General features: G+C 56.3%; 14 protein-coding genes. 10 read left to right on the top strand and 4 right to left on the bottom strand.

From position 1 onward, the window contains the following. Positions 1-2: 2 nt before the first annotated feature. Positions 3-1,442, bottom strand: a complete 1,440-nt coding sequence (locus tag C1713_RS03335) for a TrkH family potassium uptake protein (RefSeq protein WP_102493042.1) — start codon at positions 1,440-1,442, stop codon at positions 3-5. After that, entirely contained in the window at positions 1,442-2,791 is a 1,350-nt protein-coding gene (trkA, locus tag C1713_RS03330; protein ID WP_009442277.1) for a Trk system potassium transporter TrkA, read from the bottom strand. Before trkA ends, C1713_RS03335 begins: the two co-directional genes overlap by 1 nt. 238 nt (positions 2,792-3,029) lie before the next feature. Between trkA and tgt the strand changes: the two genes are divergently transcribed. The 10 genes from tgt (at position 3,030) to C1713_RS03280 (ending at position 15,341) form a co-directional block, all read left to right on the top strand. Then, entirely contained in the window at positions 3,030-4,154 is a 1,125-nt protein-coding gene (tgt, locus tag C1713_RS03325; protein ID WP_102493041.1) for a tRNA guanosine(34) transglycosylase Tgt, read from the top strand. A gap of 13 nt (positions 4,155-4,167) precedes the next feature. After that, a complete protein-coding gene (yajC, locus tag C1713_RS03320) occupies positions 4,168-4,449 on the top strand; it encodes a preprotein translocase subunit YajC (protein ID WP_006691249.1) in 282 nt (93 codons plus the stop codon). Between the two features lie 10 nt (positions 4,450-4,459). Then, complete coding sequence (locus tag C1713_RS03315; protein WP_102493040.1) at positions 4,460-5,056, top strand: 5-formyltetrahydrofolate cyclo-ligase; 597 nt, start codon at positions 4,460-4,462, stop codon at positions 5,054-5,056. 33 nt (positions 5,057-5,089) lie between these two features. Then, a complete protein-coding gene (gene secD, locus C1713_RS03310) occupies positions 5,090-6,319 on the top strand; it encodes a protein translocase subunit SecD (RefSeq protein ID WP_006691247.1) in 1,230 nt (409 codons plus the stop codon). Continuing rightward, positions 6,312-7,229, top strand: coding sequence for a protein translocase subunit SecF (gene secF / locus C1713_RS03305; RefSeq protein ID WP_061946731.1), 918 nt, complete (start codon positions 6,312-6,314; stop codon positions 7,227-7,229). The genes secD and secF overlap by 8 nt, the downstream gene beginning before the upstream one ends. Before the next feature lie 73 nt (positions 7,230-7,302). Beyond that, the gene (recJ, locus tag C1713_RS03300) at positions 7,303-9,291 is read left to right on the top strand and encodes a single-stranded-DNA-specific exonuclease RecJ (protein ID WP_170950758.1); all 1,989 of its coding nucleotides are present in this window, start codon (positions 7,303-7,305) and stop codon (positions 9,289-9,291) included. Continuing rightward, positions 9,281-11,500 (top strand): RelA/SpoT family protein, encoded by a 2,220-nt coding sequence (locus C1713_RS03295; RefSeq protein WP_102493038.1) that lies wholly within the window; start codon positions 9,281-9,283, stop codon positions 11,498-11,500. Before recJ ends, C1713_RS03295 begins: the two co-directional genes overlap by 11 nt. Before the next feature lie 255 nt (positions 11,501-11,755). Further along, positions 11,756-13,009, top strand: a complete 1,254-nt coding sequence (locus C1713_RS03290; RefSeq protein WP_102493037.1) for an Eco57I restriction-modification methylase domain-containing protein — start codon at positions 11,756-11,758, stop codon at positions 13,007-13,009. A gap of 110 nt (positions 13,010-13,119) precedes the next feature. Then, entirely contained in the window at positions 13,120-14,190 is a 1,071-nt protein-coding gene (locus tag C1713_RS03285) for an IS30 family transposase (RefSeq protein ID WP_102493036.1), read from the top strand. Between the two features lie 113 nt (positions 14,191-14,303). After that, positions 14,304-15,341, top strand: a complete 1,038-nt coding sequence (locus C1713_RS03280) for an IS30 family transposase (protein ID WP_102493035.1) — start codon at positions 14,304-14,306, stop codon at positions 15,339-15,341. A 216-nt stretch (positions 15,342-15,557) separates the two neighbouring features. On the opposite strand, the gene C1713_RS03275 is transcribed toward C1713_RS03280, so the two are convergent. Then, positions 15,558-16,796: an aminotransferase class I/II-fold pyridoxal phosphate-dependent enzyme gene (locus C1713_RS03275; RefSeq protein WP_102493034.1), complete on the bottom strand. Its 1,239-nt coding sequence runs from the start codon at positions 16,794-16,796 to the stop codon at positions 15,558-15,560. Positions 16,797-16,946: 150 nt separating this feature from the next. Then, positions 16,947-18,179 carry an aspartate kinase gene (locus C1713_RS03270; RefSeq protein ID WP_009442268.1) on the bottom strand — a complete coding sequence of 411 codons (1,233 nt, stop codon included), beginning with the start codon at positions 18,177-18,179 and terminating at the stop codon, positions 16,947-16,949. Between the last annotated feature and the right edge of the window lie 222 nt (positions 18,180-18,401).

Genomic DNA, 18,401 nt, shown 5'->3' with positions numbered 1-18,401 from the left:
TCCTACCAGTTATGCCCGGTGTCCTTGAACAGCGCACCGATGAAAAGGAAAAAGGCAAAAATCTCGATGCGTCCAAGGATCATGAGAAAGACACAGACGATCTTTGTCCATGCCGGGAGCGCCGCTGCTGTGTCCATGTGTACCAGCCCCGCGACACCGCCCGTCGTTGTGAGACAGGAGACCGTCAGAGCAATCGTCTCGATGGGGGCGAGGTTTGTCAGAGAGATGAGGAGACTGCTGACTGAAAAGACTGCAGCGAAGAAAAAAGAGAGGACGAGCACCCGTCCGACCGAGTGGATGGGGATCGGCATTCCCCCCTGCCGCACGGCGAATACAATGCGCGGGTGCAGGGTGCGCCGCAGTTCCGTCCATGAGAGTGCGAGCAGTACGAGCAGGCGCGAAATGCGGAAACCGCCTGCTGCCGAGCCCATGCAGCCGCCGATGATGGCGAGGAGCGTCAGGAGCAGCACAGCACCGCCGTGGACGGGGATCGCTCCCGCGAGCAGCAGCCCATTCGTGGAGAGAAAGGAAATGGCGTAGAAAAATCCGTGGGCAATGGCATCGATGGGGGAGGATGTGCTGGACAGAAGAGCTGGAATGGTGAGCACCAGCCCGGCGGAGAGAAAGAGCAGGCAAAAGGCCTGCAGCTCTGTGTGGCGCAGTACGTCCACCTCGCTGCGTCGACGCAGGAGCTGTCGGATCGTGAGGAGCGGCAGTGCTGAGAGCAGAGCGCTGAGACCGCCGGCGAGCATCAGAGATGGTGTTGGCGGGAGGTCGCCCGCCATCGGCCCTGCCCCCGAGGCAATCGTATAGAGGGCGAGCAGCAGTGCTGAGAAGACCGTGTCGCCCGCCGCAAGATAGAGGAGAGCCGCAGCAATTGTGATGGCAATGTAGAGCAGCGTCATCTCGTGCATGGGGCGCGTCATGCGGTTCCATAGAGGGCTGAAGAGCCGCTCCTGCCGCACCGAAAAATCCACGCCGAAGCAGCCGCTGACAACGGGCTGCACCGTCACAAGAATGACGACAAAGAGCAGTCCGCCGAACCAGCTCATGAGTCCGCGCCAGAGGAGGAGTGCGGGCGGCAGATCCTCGGGCAGTGCCGTCAGACCCGTCGTCGTAAGTGCTGAGATACATTCAAAGAAGGTATTGATCGGCGAGAGATGCAGCCCCGCCAGATGAAAGGGCAGCATGCCGAGCAGCGCGAGGAAAAACCACACGACGAGCAGAAAGAGCGTCCCTTCCTGCACGGATAACTGGCGCATGTGACTGCGCCCCATATTGCCGAACACCATGCCGAGGATAAAGGTCAGTACACTGAGAACGAGAAAAAAACCGGTCGAGGCATCGCCGACGATTATCCCATAGGCAAAGGGAATAAGATAGAGCGGAGCGAAGACGTACGCCGTGCGCCCCATGAGCACCCAAAAGAGATCAAAACGCATCAGTCGTCTCCAAAGTAGGTGAGAGCCTTATTGGCAAAACTCTTCAGGACGAAGAGAATGACACGGTCTCCCGGCTGCAGCTCCGTCGTGCCGTTCGGGATTGCCGCTTTCTCTCCGCGCACATAGGCACAGACGAGACATTCGCGCGGGAGCCGTGCATCCATCAGTTTTTTTCCTGCGACGGGAGCACCGGGGCGGACGATCACCTCGAGCGCCTCTGCACGTGCGCCCTCGAGCAGGGTGACACGCGCCACATCGCCGCCTCGCGCAAAGGCGAGCACCTCGCTTGCGGAGAGCAGACGCGCCGAGAGCGCGATGGTTACGCCGACCTTCTCCATGAGATCGATATACTCATTGCGGTTGACGCGTACCAATGACTTGATGCTGCTGTTTGAGAGATGGCGTGCGAGGAGGGCAAGCATCAGATTCAGCTTGTCGTCCTCCGTCAGGCAGACGATGGCATCCGCCTCGGCGATTCCCTCCTGCATCAGGAGATCCATATCCGTACCGTCGCCGCAGATTGCAAGGCCTGTTGACATCATTCCTGCGAGCAGCTCGCAGCGCTCGCGGCTGCGGTCGATCACCTTTACCTGTACCCCTTGACGCTCGAGCATGAGCGCGAGCGCACGTCCCGTTCGGCCCGCACCGATGATGGCGACGCGTGCGAGCTTCTTCGTGTCGCTGGGCACGAGGCTCTGGCTGAACTCCTCGATCCGCTCCTGCAGGCCGATGAAGTAGGCATTGTCACCTGGGAGAAACATATCATCGCCATGGGGGATAATCATTCGATGGTCACGAAAGATCAGCCCTGCCAAGACACCTTGCGGCAGGGTTAAGTCCTTGAGCGGAATGCGGGCGATCGGCGCATGACGGCGGATGCGCGTCTCGAAGAGCTGCACCTTGCCCTGTGCAAAATCCTCCACGTTGAGTGCGGCAGGGGTCATGAGGATGCGGTTGATTTCATTCGCCGTGATGAGCTCGGGGTTCAGCACGAGATCAATGTCAAAATTTTCCTTGAGATACTTGCCTGCCTCCACCGTGACCTTCATATCGCGGATGCGGGCAATCGTATGACGAATGCCGTGTTTCTTCGCGAGGACACAGGCGACGATGTTCACCTCATCGCTCTCCGTCACCGCGATGAGAATGTCCGCACTATTGATGTCGGGATCGTTCATCGTTATGGGGCTCGCGATATTTGCCTCGACCGTGAGCACATCGAGCGTCGTCTTCGCCGCCTCCAGCTGCTTTGACACGCCGTCCACCACGACGACGTCCATGCCCTCCTCCGAGAGCAGCGAGGCAATGCTGTATCCAAGCTGTCCCGCGCCTGCTACTACAATTCGCACATTCCTACCTCCTGCACACGATAAATCATGGCAAGTATACCACACTGCATGGCATGATGCCATATTTTGACCGATTTCGGCTCTATGATAAATGTTATGGAATGTAAAATTTGGATTTGCTCATTGAATTGTCGCGAATCGGCTTGACAATGTCGGGCGTGATACATAATATAGTAGTGTTGTGAGTCGGAAGAGTTTGCGCCAATAGAGAGAATTTGGCAGGCGTGGAGGTGGATGATTGGCGGCGATTACCTATGAGTTGATTCGGAAAGATCCTGCGACGGGTGCGCGTGCCGGTGTCATTCACACCCCCCATGGGAGCTTTCCAACACCGATCTTCATGCCGGTGGGGACGCAGGCGTCCGTCAAGGGCGTTTCACCCGATGAGCTGCGTGATCTCGGCGCGGGGATCATCCTCAGCAATACCTATCATCTCTTCCTGCGCCCCGGAATGGAGCTTGTGCGTGAGGCGGGCGGACTGCATCGCTTCATGCACTGGGACGGTGCGATCCTCACGGACAGCGGAGGATTTCAGGTGTTCAGCCTCGGCGATCTGCGCAAGATCACCGAGGAGGGGGCGACGTTCCGCTCGCATATTGACGGGGCGAAGAAATTCCTCTCGCCCGAGGTATCGATGGAGGTGCAGCGCGCGCTCGGCTCGGATATCGTCATGGCGTTTGACGAGTGCATTCCGTATCCTGCCGACCATGACTATGCGAAGGCCTCGACGGAGCGCACACAGCGCTGGCTCATCCGCTGCCGCGATGCGATGGCGGGCGCAGAGGAGCAGGGGCTTTTCGGCATCGTGCAGGGCGGGATGTACCGCGACCTGCGCGCATGGCACGCCGCCGCTGCAACGGAGCTCGATCTGCCGGGCTATGCCATCGGCGGGCTGAGCGTCGGCGAACCGCATGCACTGATGGAGGAGATCCTCTCCTATACGACAGAGCTTCTGCCCGAGGAGAAACCGCGCTACCTCATGGGTGTCGGGACCCCCGACTACCTCCTCACGGGGGTACGGCACGGCATCGACATGTTTGACTGCGTATTCCCGACGCGCGTGGCGCGCAACGGCATGGCAATGACATGGACGGGGCGGCTCGTGATGAAGAATGCGGCGTATGCGCATGACCATACCGTCATGGAGGACGGCTGCGGCTGCTATGCCTGCCGCAATGGGTACACGCGTGCGTACATCCGTCATCTCGTACGGGCGCAGGAGATCTTTGGACTGCGGCTGCTCTCCCTGCACAACCTCTACTTCCTGCAGGAGTTCATGCGGCGGATACGTGCGTCAATTTTGGATGGGACGTTTTTATCGTTTTATCAGGACTTTATGAGTCACTATCATAGAAATAAGTGAAGGAGTTGTCTTTATGGATGCAGAAATGATGGCACAGCTGAGTTCGTGGGGCCCGATTGTTATACTGGTGCTCTTCTTTTACTTCCTCCTCTACCGCCCGCAGAAGCAGGCACAGAAGAAGCGTGAGGAAATGCTCAGCCGTCTGAAGGTCGGCGATGCGGTCATTACGCTCGGCGGGATGCATGGCAGGATTACTGCGATTGATGAGAAAACCGTTACCCTCAGTGCTGCCGAGAACGTCAGCATCGTCTTTGAGCGCTCTGCGATCAGCGGCGTGAGTGAGGGACAGGAGTAAATCCGCTGTGATGGCAGAGGATATACGTGCTGAGAAAAAGGCTCTGCGGCGGGAGATGCTGAGCCGCCGCCGTGCAGTTTCACCGGAGCAGCGGGCACATGCGGGCAGTGTCATCACGGCGCAGGTCCTGCCGGAACTGAAGCAGGCAGGGACGGTCATGCTCTACGCATCCATGCCGGAGGAGATTGATCTCTTTCCGCTGATGGAGAAGCTGATCTCTGCGGGGAAACGCATCGCTTTGCCCGAGATCACGGGGCGCGGCACAATGGAGGCACGGGAACTGGCTGCCATGGATGCTCTGATCGATGGTGCATTTGATATACCGACACCTGATCCTGCACGTGGGGCGCAGATTCCGCCCGAGGAGATCGATGTCGTCATCGTCCCCGGTGCGGCGTTTGATGCAGACGGCGGACGGCTGGGACTGGGCGGCGGATATTATGACCGCTTCCTGCCGCGTGCGGTGCATGCGGAACGTCTCGTTCTGGCATTTGATTTTCAGATCGTTCCTGCCGTTCCCATGGCGGCGTGGGATGCACGCGTTGATCGGATTCTGACCGAGCGGCGCAGCATGGACTGCCGAAACGGCAGAGTGAAAGAGGGGTAAAGGCTGTTGAGACAACATAGTCTGTTAAAGCTGGTGATTACGGTCGCCGTCATCATCGCAGCTTTTTTCGTGTGCGTTCGGCCGCTTGCGAGCTCCATACGACAGGGGCTTGACCTGCAGGGCGGTACACACGTCGTCCTGGAGGCGGTCGATACGGAACAGGCACAGGTCAACGACGATGCGATGAACCGCGTGGTGGCGATCATGGAGAAGCGCGTCAATGCACTTGGCCTCACCGAGCCGATCATCCAGCGCGAGGGTGAGCGGCGCGTCATCATCGAGCTGCCGGGCGTCAAGGATCCCGATGCAGCGATCAAGACCATTGGCAAGACGGCGATGCTCGAGTTCCGTGATGAGGAAGGAAATACCGTCCTGACCGGTACCGATCTGAAAGATGCACAGGCATCGACGAATCCGCAGACGGGGCAGAACGTCGTCAACCTCGAGTTCTCAGATGAGGGTGCACAGAAATTCGCCGACCTGACGATGAAGAACGTCGGGCGTACGATTGCGATCCTGCTTGACGGTGAGGTACTCACTGCGCCAAACGTACGCGAGCCGATTCTCGGCGGACGTGCGGAGATCACGGGACAGAAGACGCTCGAGGAGGCACAGAACCTCGCCGTCGTCCTGCGCAGCGGCGCACTGCCCGTGAAGGTCGAGATCATCGAGACGCGCACGGTCGGCCCGACGCTCGGACAGGACTCGAAGGACAAGTCCCAGTTCGCCTTTGCGGTCGGCCTTGGTGCGGTCGTCGTATTCATGATTTTCTTCTATCATTTCTCGGGGTTCATTGCCGACGTGGCACTGATGGCATATACGATCATGCTGCTCGGTATCCTCTACCTGATGGATGCAACCCTGACTCTCCCGGGCGTTGCGGGCATCATCCTCTCCATCGGCATGGCGGTGGATGCGAACGTGCTCATCTTTGAGCACTTCAAAGAGGAGTATCAGATCAATGGGAAGTCCCTGCGCCTTGCCATGGACGCGGGGTTCAAGCGTGCATTTACAACGATCTTTGACTCGAATGTCACGACGCTGATCGCGGCGGGTGTGCTCTTCTTCCTCGGGACGGGGACGATACGCGGCTTTGCCATCACGCTTGGCGTCGGCACGATTCTCTCCATGTTTACGGCGATCACGCTGACGCAGTTCATGCTCAAGCTGATGATCAACTCGAAGCTGTCAGAGAATCCGCGCCTCTATGGTGCGACGGGCTTTATGCTCGAGGGAAAGAAGGGGGCTGAGAAGAATGCCTAAGTTCGATATCGCAGGACATCGCAAAATATGGTTTCTGATCTCCCTGCTCGTCATTATCCCTGGGATTATCTGCATGGGCGTGCGCGGATTCAACTTCGGCATCGACTTCACGGGCGGCACGATCATGGATCTGCGCTTTGAGCAGCCTGTGACCCTGCAGGGGGTGCGCAGCAGCCTCGCAAAGTATGATCTGGACGGCAGCACGATCCAGTTTGCAGGTGCAGAGGCGGGGATTGATGCGTCTGAGAACGTGATGATCCGCACGATCGACCTTGAGGAGAACCAACGCAAGGAAGTCATGGCATCACTCACGCAGGATGTCGGTCCCTACACAGTGCTGCGCGAGGAAAAGGTCGGTGCGACCATCGGCGGCGAGCTGATTACGAACGCCGTGCTTGCTCTCGTGATCTCATGGGCACTCATCATCCTCTATGTCGCGTATCGCTTTGAGTGGCGTTTTGGGGTGTCGGCCGTGCTCGCGCTCATCCATGACATCATCATCGTCATGGCAGTCTTTTCGTTCACGCAGCGGCAGATTGACTCTTCGTTTATCGCCGCTCTGCTGACGATTGTCGGATACTCCATCAACGATACCATCGTTATCTTTGACCGTATCCGTGAGAATCTGAAACTGCATTTCCGCCGCGGCGGGGATGTGAACGAGCTGGTCAACCGTTCCATCTATCAGACGCTGACCCGCTCGCTCTATACGGTGTTCACGGTGCTGTTCACGACGTTCGCCCTGTATTGGTTCGGCGGCGAGACGACGAAGGACTTTGCCTTTGCACTGCTCATCGGCTTTGCGGTTGGCTGCTATTCCTCCATCTTCATTGCGAGCCAGCTCTGGATTGAGCTGCGCAATCGGACGGAGCATCGCCGCCCTGCGGTAAAACCTGCAGCGGCGGAGTGATTTCATAGGGAAAGAGCCTGCTTGGGTCGCTGAGCAGGCTCTTTTGATGAGGTGGGAAGAGGAGGAGAAAAACGTGCTGAAAGAATGGATCGTCGCACAGCATACAGACGAGGGGGACGCGCTCGCCGCAGAGATCGGCGTCACGTCCATCATCGGACAGCTCCTCTGGCAGCGCGGCATCCGCACGGCAGAGGAAGCGCGAGCTTTTCTCCACCCCGCGGATACGCCGTTTCATGATCCCTTTCTCATGGCGGATATGGAGCGCGGGGCAGAGCGCGTCCTGTGTGCCATCCGCCGTGACGAGCCGATCGTGATCTACGGGGACTACGACGTGGACGGCATGACGGCAACCGCCCTCCTGATGCGGAGTATCCGCACGCTTGGCGGCAATGTCTCCTACTATATCCCGAACCGTTTCACGGAGGGCTATGGGCTGAACGCCGATGCCCTGCAGCAGATCGCGGGGGAGGGCTGCCGCCTTCTTGTGACGGTGGACTGCGGCATTGCCTCGGTGGATACTGTGGCAGAGGCGGCGGGCGGCATGGACATCGTCATCACGGATCATCATCTGCCGGGGCAGATGCTCCCGCCTGCCTATGCCGTGATGAACCCGCATCGTGCAGACTGCGCCTATCCGGAGAAGAATCTCGCAGGTGTTGGTGTCGCGTTTAAGCTCGTTCAGGCACTTTGGCAGATGGAGAGAAAGGAATCCTTTGCAGAGTATCTGGACATCGCGGCACTCGGCACGGTCGCCGATCTTGTGCCGCTCGTCGGCGAGAACCGAAAAATTGTACAGATGGGACTGCGGCATATGGCAGAGCACCCTTGTGTCGGCATCCGCGCCCTCATCGAGGTCGCGGGGCTTGCGGACAAGAGCATCAACACGGGACAGGTCGGATTCCAGCTTGCCCCGCGTCTCAATGCGGCAGGCCGTCTTGAGACAGCACGTCATGGGGCAGAGCTCCTTCTAACCGAGGATACGGCGTGTGCCTCCCGCATGGCAGGGGAGCTGAATGCACTCAATACGGAGCGGCGTGATCTGGAGCAGGACATCTTGGCGGAGGCGGAGCGGCAGCTGGCGGATTTCACTCCCGATGTTCCTGCCATTGTCGTGGCAGGAGAGGAATGGAACGCAGGCGTAATCGGCATCGTGGCATCTCGCCTGGTCGAAAAATATTATCGACCGAGCATTGTCCTCACGCGTCTGGACGATGTCTATAAGGGCTCATGCCGCAGCATCGCGGGACTGCATCTCTATGAGGCACTTTCCGCCTGTCGTGACACCCTCATCCAGTTCGGCGGACATGCTATGGCGGCAGGACTGACACTCTCCTGTGAACGGCTCTCGGACTTTCGCCGTGCCTTTTCGGAGGCGGTGCGCACCAGACTGACCGCGCAGGACTTTATCCCGAAGGTCGCCGTTTCTGCTCTTGCCGCTCCTGCGGACTGGACCGTCGAGACAGTGGAGGAGCTGGCTCTGCTGGAGCCGTATGGGATGGGAAATCCGCGCCCGATCTTCGGCGTGCGGAACGTCCGTCCGCAGAAGGCATCGTCCATCGGTGCGGAGGGAAAGCATCTGCGCATGGACATCGGCACGCGGGAGCATCACATCACGGCACTTTACTGGAATGCGGGCGATCTCGCGACAGTGCTGACGGAGGAGGACAGCGACCTCGCCTATACGCCGGGCATCAACGAGTGGCAGGGCGAACGCTCCGTGCAGTGCATGGTGGATACGGTCACGCCCGCCGCACACGAACGCATCTTTCCAGAGCGGGAACTGCTTCGCAGGATCTATGCCTTCCTGCGTTCTCTTGCGGCGGAGGATGGGACGATACGGGGGAGTGTACCTGTGCTTACCCACCGCTTTTCATATACGATGGAACATATCTCACATTACACGATGGACTGCGCCCTGCAGATCTTTTTGGAGCTCGGCGTGCTGAATGTATCGTCTGAGGGGTGGAATTTTGTTCCGCCGCGGGGTACAATGGAGCTGATGGATGCGCCGACCTATCGTCAGCATCAGGAGAGAAAGGAGGCGACAAAAAATGTCGGATGAACTGAAACCTGTGACACTCGATATGATCCTGGAGGAAATTGCCGCATATCAGCCAAACGCGGATATCAACAAAATTATACGCGCCTACGAATTTGCGGCAAACGCTCATCGGGGACAGGAACGTGTCTCGGGTGAGCCATATATCGTCCATCCCATGCACGTCGCCTATATCCTTACAACGCTCCATCTTGACGATGAGACGATATGCGCCGCATTTCTGCACGACGTGGTGGAGGACACGCAGACTACCCTCGAGGAGATCGAGGCGGTATTCGGAAAGAACGTCATGACGCTCATTGACGGCGTGACGAAACTCGGGCGCATTGAGTCCATGTCCAAGGAGGATGTCAAACTCGAGAACTACCGCAAGATGTTTCTCGCCATGGCGAAGGACATCCGCGTCATCATGATTAAGCTTGCCGACCGTCTGCACAACATGCGCACGCTGAAGTATATGCGTGAGGACAAACGCCAGCGCATCGCACGGGAGACACTCGAAGTCTATGCGCCGCTCGCGAATCGTCTCGGCATCTCCGGCATCAAGGCGGAGCTCGAGGATCTTTGCCTGCGGTATTTGGAACCCGAGGCATACTATACGCTCGTGGAAGAGGTTAAGCAGAAGCGGCGTGAGCGGCAGGAATTTATTCAGGATGCCGTTCAAAAAATCCGTGCCCAGCTTGAGGCGGCGGGAATCGAGGCAGAGATCAAGGGCCGCGCGAAGCATTTTTACAGCATCTATCGCAAGATGAAGCGGGACAACAAGAGCATCAATGAGATCTACGACCTCTCAGCGGTGCGCGTCCTCGTCTCGACGGTCAAGGACTGCTACGGTGTGCTCGGCGTCATCCACGCGATGTGGAAGCCGATCCCGGGGCGGTTCAAGGACTATATTGCCATGCCGAAGTCCAACGGCTATCAGTCCCTGCATACGACCGTCATGACGGAGGGGGATCCGCTCGAGATCCAGATCCGCACCAAGGCGATGCACCAGATCTCCGAGTTCGGTATTGCGGCGCACTGGAAGTATAAGGAGGCGGGGCGGAGCGTCGGCGCGGGCGATGAGAACGATCAAAAGATGTCGTGGCTGCGTCAGATGGTCAGCCTCCAGAAGGAATACGACGATCCGAAGGAATTCTTTGAGGCGCTGAAGCTCGATGTGTTCTCCGACGAGGTCTTTGTCTTTACGCCGCGCGGTGATGTCATTGATCTGCCGAAAGGCTCGAACCCCATCGACTTTGCCTATCACATCCACACGGAGATCGGGCATCACTGCGTCGGCGCAAAGGTCAACGGGAAGATCGTGCCGCTCGAATACAAGCTGAAGAATGGCGACATCGTCTCCATCGTCACGAACAAGGCGAGCAGCGGACCGAGCCCCGACTGGCTGAACACCGTTGCCTCCTCGGCGACGCGCGGGAAGATACGCGCATGGTTCAAACGGGAGAACCGCGAGGCGAACATCGAGCGCGGCATGACCCTCATCCGCGATGAGGCAAAGCGTCTTGGCTATGCGGCAAAGGATCTCATGACGGATGGGCGACTTGCCAAGGTCGCGGAAAAGCTCAATGTGCAGAGCGAGGACGATCTGCTCGCCGCACTCGGCTACGGCGGTGTCAGCCTGCGCGGAGCGATGACGAAGCTGATTGAGCTCTATCAGCAGGCAATCAAGGACAGCACACCGCCAGAGGTCTCGCAGATGCTCTCGGAGCTCAAGGCGCCACGCCGTGGCAAGCGGAAAAAGGCAAGTCATGGCGTCCTCGTCGAAGGGGAGGGCGGCTACCTCGTGCGCCTCGCGCGCTGCTGCAACCCTGTCCCGGGCGACCCAATCACGGGCTACATCACGCGCGGACGGGGCGTCTCCGTGCACCGCTCCGACTGCCCGAACGTCCTCAACGACACCGAGTTTACGCGCATGATCGAGGTGAGCTGGGACATCGGTCTGGACAAGGAGTACACCGTCGGCATCGAGATCATCTGCAACGACCGCAACGGGATGCTCTCGGAGATCCTCGCCGTGCCGTCTGAGATGAAGATCAACATCCAGACCATCAACGCCACGCCGAACCGCCGCAATAAAACCTCCACCGTCCAGCTCGGACTCAGCGTCAGCAACATCGACCAGATCGAGCGGGTCATGACGCGTGTCCGCCAGCTCAAGGACGTCTACCGCGTCACGCGCACCCTCGGCGCAGGAAACGGAGAGGGATAACAGAAGCACCCCCGTATGTCGGAAGAGCATTCGATATATGGGGGTGCTCTTTGTTGAGAAAACAATGTGCCTACTGGAAGAAATACGTGATGTCTGATAAAATAAAAGGAAATGAACGAAAGAAAGGAGCTAGCGATCATGGATCCTGCAATTAAACAGCCACCAGATGGATCGTGAGGCGCGACATCGGCTCTATGAGAAGTATCATATCGAATAGCAGATCATACGAGAGAGAATGGGAAAAGGAGGTGTATCTTGCTCGTCGGAATACAGGATGAGATTCTGCGGCTGCACGCGAAGGGCCTCCTTGCCCCGCTTCTCGCGGATAAGACGACCAAACGGAATATCATTTGGGCGACGGACGCCTACCGTTCCCTCGGTTTTCCGTACGAGCGGACACAGGAGATCCGACCTGCCCTGATTACGGGAGAGCACTCGGATGTAATCAAGACGCGGGCGCGCAAGGAGATGGAACAGCAGTCGGAGCGCACGCGCCGGCATGCCGAGGTGTTTACCCCACTTTCCGTCTGTCGGCAGATGATCGGCGATGCGGATGCTGCGTACTTTGGCGGTGTGGATCCGTTTATGGTGGACGGTGTGCCGTCCGCGCGCGTCAGTTTTCCGCGCCGCAGAAAATGGCAGCACTATGTCGATGCGCGGCGGCTGGAGATCACCTGCGGCGAGGCGCCCTATCTCGTGCACCGCTATGATGTCGCGACGATGGAGGGCGTACCGCTCGCGGAGCGGCAGGGCGTTCTTGACCGCAAACTGCGCATCGTGTGCGAGAATGTCGCGGATGAAACGGAATGGATGCGGTGGACAGTGCGCGCCTATCAGGCGACGTATGGCTACGAGTTCCAAGGGGACAATCTCCTCATGACGTTCGAGAAGTATCTGCGTGCACGCTGGCGGCGAAAGCCGACAGCACAGGAGTACCGCGCCATCATCCGCACGATAGTGTGGAATCTCTGGCAGATGGACGGGATACGTGGGTCGATTCCCTATGCCGAGGAGAGTGAGCCGATGGAGCTGATGCTCTTTGATCTGCCCGAGGAGATCGAGGAACTCCGACTGTTCCCCGCGCATACGGGAGAGATGCCGCCTGTGCGCATCTATGACTGGCGGCGGAAGAGCGGACTGGAGTATCGTAGGGTGAATACGGGGGGAAGAACAATGAAGTTTGATTTTGTGATTGGAAATCCGCCGTATCAGGATGAATCTAATGGAGATTTGCGTAATTATGCTCCTCCGATTTATCATTTATTTCTTGATGAAGCATATAAAATTGCTGATAAAGTTGAACTTATACATCCTGCAAGGTTTCTGTTTAATGCAGGGTCGACGCCGAAGGCGTGGAACGAAAAGATGTTGCAAGATCCACATTTCAAAGTGTTGGAATATGAGGAAGACAGTGACAAAGTTTTCCCAAATTTGTCCACACCAATCAAAGGCGGTATTGTAATCACTTATCGAGATGAGAAAAAGAAATATGGGTTCATTGTAAAATGAAATCGGACCGTAAGTTGTAAAATAAATTGACGCAAAAAGTTCCATATTGCAAACGGTTCAGTTAAACTTTTAGTCACAACACAAAAAGAAACTGAAAGTGAGACTGCAAAATGGAACAGAATCATTGTACTACAAAAACAGGGAAATGGAAACAGCTGACGGAGCGGGATCGGTACAAAATCGAAGCCTATTTCCAGGCCGGGTTGAAGCCGCAGGAAATCGCCGCGTACATTGGCTGCTCCAAGCGTACGATTGAGCGGGAGCGGCGTCTTGGAATGACAGCACAGCTCAAACCTGCGACAAAGAATATCAAGACCTGCGAAGACCTGCAGGTGCAGTGGGTGTATCTTGCCGATGCAGCACAAAGACGACACGAGGAAAACGCTGCTCGTAAAGGGCGGGGGCTGAAAATCGATAAAGACCACGCGCTTGCTCGACACATTGAACATAAGATCAAAACAGAAAAATGGTCTCCTGCGGCAGTTATCGGTGAGCTCTGTCAACGCGGCTGGAGCTATGATGTCCGCATTTGTGTCAAGACCCTGTATAACTATATCGATCAGCAGCTGTTTCTCGAACTCACAAACGACGACCTCCTCTACAAAAAGAATCGAGACAAACAGACAGAAAACAGCAGGCGCGGTGTTGCGTGGAATAACCGGGACGGGAAAAGCATCGACGAGCGCCCTGAGCCGGTGAATCGGAGAGAGGAGTTCGGACATTGGGAGATTGACTTGGTCGTCGGTCGCAAAGGGACAAAGCCGGTAATTTTAACATTGGTCGAACGGCAGACGAGGAAATCACTCTATGTTCTGATAAAGAACAAGAGCCAAAAAGAAGTACTGCAAGCACTTCGTCGGTTGCAGCGGCGCGTCAAAGGAGACTTTACGCACGTATTCAAGAGTATCACGGCAGACAACGGGTCAGAGTTTTTGGATGGCGAAGGAATGAAGCGTGCCGCCAAATGCGGCGAGGTATATTACGCGCATCCGTACAGCAGCTGGGAGCGTGGAAGCAACGAAAACGGAAATCGGATGCTGCGCAGGTTTCTTCCCAAGGGAACGGACTTCAGCAAATTGAAGCCGAAGGAACTGCAGCGGATCGAAGATTGGGTTAACAACTATCCGCGCAAGATTTTCGGATATAAGTCAGCAAATGATATGTATGCTGCGATGATATAACTCGCTAAAAGTTTAAGGTTCATTGTAAAATGAAATCGGACACATAAAAAAGTAGAACATACAGAATCAATCTGGTAAAATATCTTTGCACAAACACTACCAGGAGGTTCTGTATGTCCCACACTCATTCTACCACAAAACGCCGCACATTCAAGCACTTAAACGCCTATCAGCGCGGGCAGATCGAAGCGATGCTGCGTCTCGGTGTCCCCAAGGTGAAAATCGCCAAAGACCTTGGCATCGCCCGCTCCACCTTGTACGAGGAAATAAAGCGCGGCACGGTAGCGCAGAAGCGTTCCGATTGGACGTACTATGAGCAGTATGTTGCACAGTCCGGTCAAATGCGCTATGGGCGCAATCGTGAGAACTCCGGAAAACCGTCCAAATTTAATGCTGCACAGAACTTCATCCGGTATGTAGAAAACGCCATTCTCAAAGACAAACACTCTCCTGATGCAATCTGCGGGCGTGCCAAGCGTATGAATCTGCTCGAGGTGTCTGTCTGCACAAAGACCATCTACAACTACATTGCGATGGGGCTGCTCAAGGTCAAAAACATCGACCTGCGACAGAAGGTACGCCGTCGTAAGCGCAAAGAGAAAAAGAACCATGACGACGGCAGGACGCTCGGTGAGAGTATTGACCGCCGTGACCCTCTTGTTGACGAACGCTCCACCTTTGGAAATTGGGAACTTGACACCATCGTCGGGAAAAAGGGAACGGATCCTGTTCTGCTTGCCGCAGATGAATGTAAGAAGCGAAAGAGACACCTTATAAAGATTCGTGCAAAGACCGCAGAGGCGGTTGCCGAGGGGATTGCCAAACTAAGAGAGCTCTATGGGGCACAATTTTCACAGGTATTTCGTACGATCACCTGCGACAATGGGAGCGAGTTCGCTCGTCTGCAAGAAGCTGTTCCAGAGGCGAAGGTGTACTATGCTCATCCTTACGCACCTTGGGAACGTGGAACGAACGAGAAGCAGAATGCCCTCGTTCGGTATTTCATTCCGAAGGGCATGGATATGACGAACTTGAGCGAGGAAGAAGTGCAGCGCCTAGAGGATTGGATCAATTCACTGCCACGTAAAATTCTAGGTTATGAGACGCCACAAGAGCGCTTCGATGCCGCGCTAAAAAATCTTCACCCATAATTTTTGATTCTGTTATGCTCTACTGTCCGATTTGATATTGCAATTTAGGGCTTCGATTTTGTACCGATCCCGCTCCGTCAGCTGTTTCCATTTCCCTGTTTTTGTAGTACAATGATTCTGTTCCATTTTGCAGTCTCACTTTCAGTTTCTTTTTGTGTTGTGACTAAAAGTTTAACTGAACCGTTTGCAAAATGGAACTTTTTGCGTCAATTTATTTTACAACTTACGCATAGCACGCTTTACTTTTTCTGCAACCCCGTGCATTTTCGATTTCGGCACAGAGCATGCCGCAATACGCACGCCCATTTTCAGTGGAACAGCGAAGATGAGATCCTCGTGGAGAGCGTCGCAGACCGCCTGTGGATCGCTCGAAGGAATAGCGAGAAAGAAGCCGCCCTTATAGGGGAGGGCGGGCAGACCGCACGCGGCAGCCTCCTGCATGAAGATATCGCCGCGTTCCTGTACGAGGCGGTACAGTGCGTCGCGCTCCCTCTCATAGGCGGCATACGCTGCGCTGTCCTGCTGAATACGCGTCAGGAGGGTCATTGCACCGCGGTTGATGTTCGACCACGTTGCGCGTGCAGCGTACTTGCTGATCTCGCTGAACTCATCGATGACCATCTTGTTTGCAGAAAGAGCAATGAGTGCGCCGCAGCGCTGTCCGTAGAATGTATACGCCTTGGACATGGAGAAGGCGAAGAGTGTCAGGATGTTTTCGGGGAGTCCCGCAAACTTCTGCATGAAGGCGCGTGTCGCATGCTTTTCGCCCGCAAAGTCAATGTAGGCGATATCGACGAGGAGCTGTATCTTCTTTCCGGTCTTTGCCTGTGCCTTGACCGTGTCCAGAACGTGATCCCAGTCCTCCGCAGAAAGACTGTAGCCCGTCGGGTTATGCGCAGGTGTGTTGAGGATGACGAGCAGGCTGTCCTGTTTTTTGCAAAGAGCATCGACGGCCTCTGAAAACGCCTTATGATTGAAGTTGTTGGCTTCGTCGAACAGCGTGAAGGTCGTGACGGAGGAGCCAAGTTCCTGACAGATGATGTTGTACGTTCCCCAGAACCAGTCCGAGGTGAGCACCTGATCGCCTCGCTCGACGTAGTCGTCGACGGCGGTGCGCAGAGCTCCCGTTCCACCTGCCGTTGCGACAGCGGCGAGATAGCCCGCAGGACGCTTGCCGGCGAATGTAATATCAATCGCTGCCTCGAGATACTCCGGAAGCCCAGAGATCGGCGCATAGGCGATATAGTCCTCGATGGGGAGGGAGCGGAAGACGCGCTCGACCGTCGGCAGGTGTGCCAGTTTACCGCTGTCGTCCATGACGGCACCGATTGTCGCGTTGACAACGCGCTCCTCACCGTGCTCTGCGATTGCGGCGCGGCATGCCGCATTGGCGCCGAAGATCGCGTCCTTCAGGCGGCGCGATGCCGCGTGTGATGCTGCCATTTGAATTGCCATGTTATATGCTCTCCTTTTCGATGGAAAGCACGGATCATCGTGTCCTCCGCAGGGGTAGGGCGTCGTTGATCCGTGCCGTCGTAGCGTAATATGATGATAGCGCGCGACTCTCCTTATGTCCACAAGCCGCACAGGTGTATACACGTATTCTTATGCCTCGTTCGGAAAGAACTCGTCGTGGATGCGGTTGACAGCGTCCTTGACGCTGCCGCCCTTGATGAGGCAGGAGATGCTGATCTCGGAGGTGCTGATAATCTCGAGGTTGATGCCTGCATTGGAGAGTGCCCCGAACATGCGGGAGGCAATACCGGGATTGCCGAGCATACCGGCTCCGACAATGGAGATCTTCGCGACATCATTGTCAATGGATACACCAGATGCGTGAATGTCTGCCGAAATCCCTTCGACAACGCGGCGCGCTTCCTCGGCGTCAATGGATGCAACAGTGAACACCATATCGGTTACATTGGAGTCGGCACTGCGGAGGCTCTGCACGATCATATCCACGTCGATGTTCGCATCGGCGAGGGCAGAGAATATCTTGTAGGCAACGCCCGGGACGTTGGAGACACCGAGCACTGTGATCTTAGCGACGTGCTCATCGTGTGCGACACCGCGAATGATAAAGGACTTTTCTTCCACTGTATATTCCTCCCTAATGATGGTTCCGGGTTCTGAGGTAAAGGTCGAACGAACGTGGATGGGGATGCTATAGAGCTGTCCCATCTCCACCGAGCGTGGCTGCATAACGCCCGCGCCGAGACGTGCCATCTCGAGCATCTCGTTGTAGGTAATCTCCTTCATGCGGCGCGCGCCCTTGACAATGCGCGGGTCGGCGGAGTAGATTCCATCAACGTCCGTGTAGATCTCGCAGGTATCCGCGCCGATTGCGCCCGCGATCGCCACGGCGGAGGTATCCGACCCACCGCGTCCAAGCGTCACTGGGTTGCCGTCGACATCTGTACCCTGAAAGCCAGCGATAACGACAATGTTGCCCTTTTCAAGCTCCTCGTGCACACGTTTTGGCTCGATTCCGAGAATACGCCCCTTGGTATGCGCATGATCTGTGCGCATTCCTGCCATGCCACCGGTGAGAGATATGGCGGGCTGTCCCAGAGCACGGAATGCCATCGCGAGCAGTGCGATCGAGACCTGCTCCCCCGTCGTCATGAGCATATCCATCTCGCGCGTGTACTGATAGGGGCTTTCCACCACTTCGCCAGCTAGCGCGATGAGATCATCCGTCGTATCGCCCATGGCAGATACCACCATGACAATGCGATCATCGGGGGCTTTCTCACGCAATATGCGTTTTGCTACGTTCTTGATCTTCTCCGGGGTAGCCACCGAACTTCCGCCAAACTTCTTTACAATTAATGACATACAATGTCCCCCTATGGATTGGTATAATTCCCATCATGGTGAATTCTCAACGCATTATACGCTAAAATGCGCCGTATTTCAATAACCCTTTGATGTAGAAGGGATGCGCGGCACTTGGTATACATACAATTGATGAGAATAGGGGCATCGCCAACAATCATGTGATACAGGAAGTGAGGTGAATCTATCCCACAGGCAAGTGCGGTACAGGGAAGATCGCTA

Source organism: Centipeda felix, assembly GCF_900186465.1.
Classification (GTDB): Bacteria; Bacillota; Negativicutes; order Selenomonadales; family Selenomonadaceae; genus Centipeda; species Centipeda felix.
This window is presented reverse-complemented; position numbering and strand designations above follow the sequence as displayed.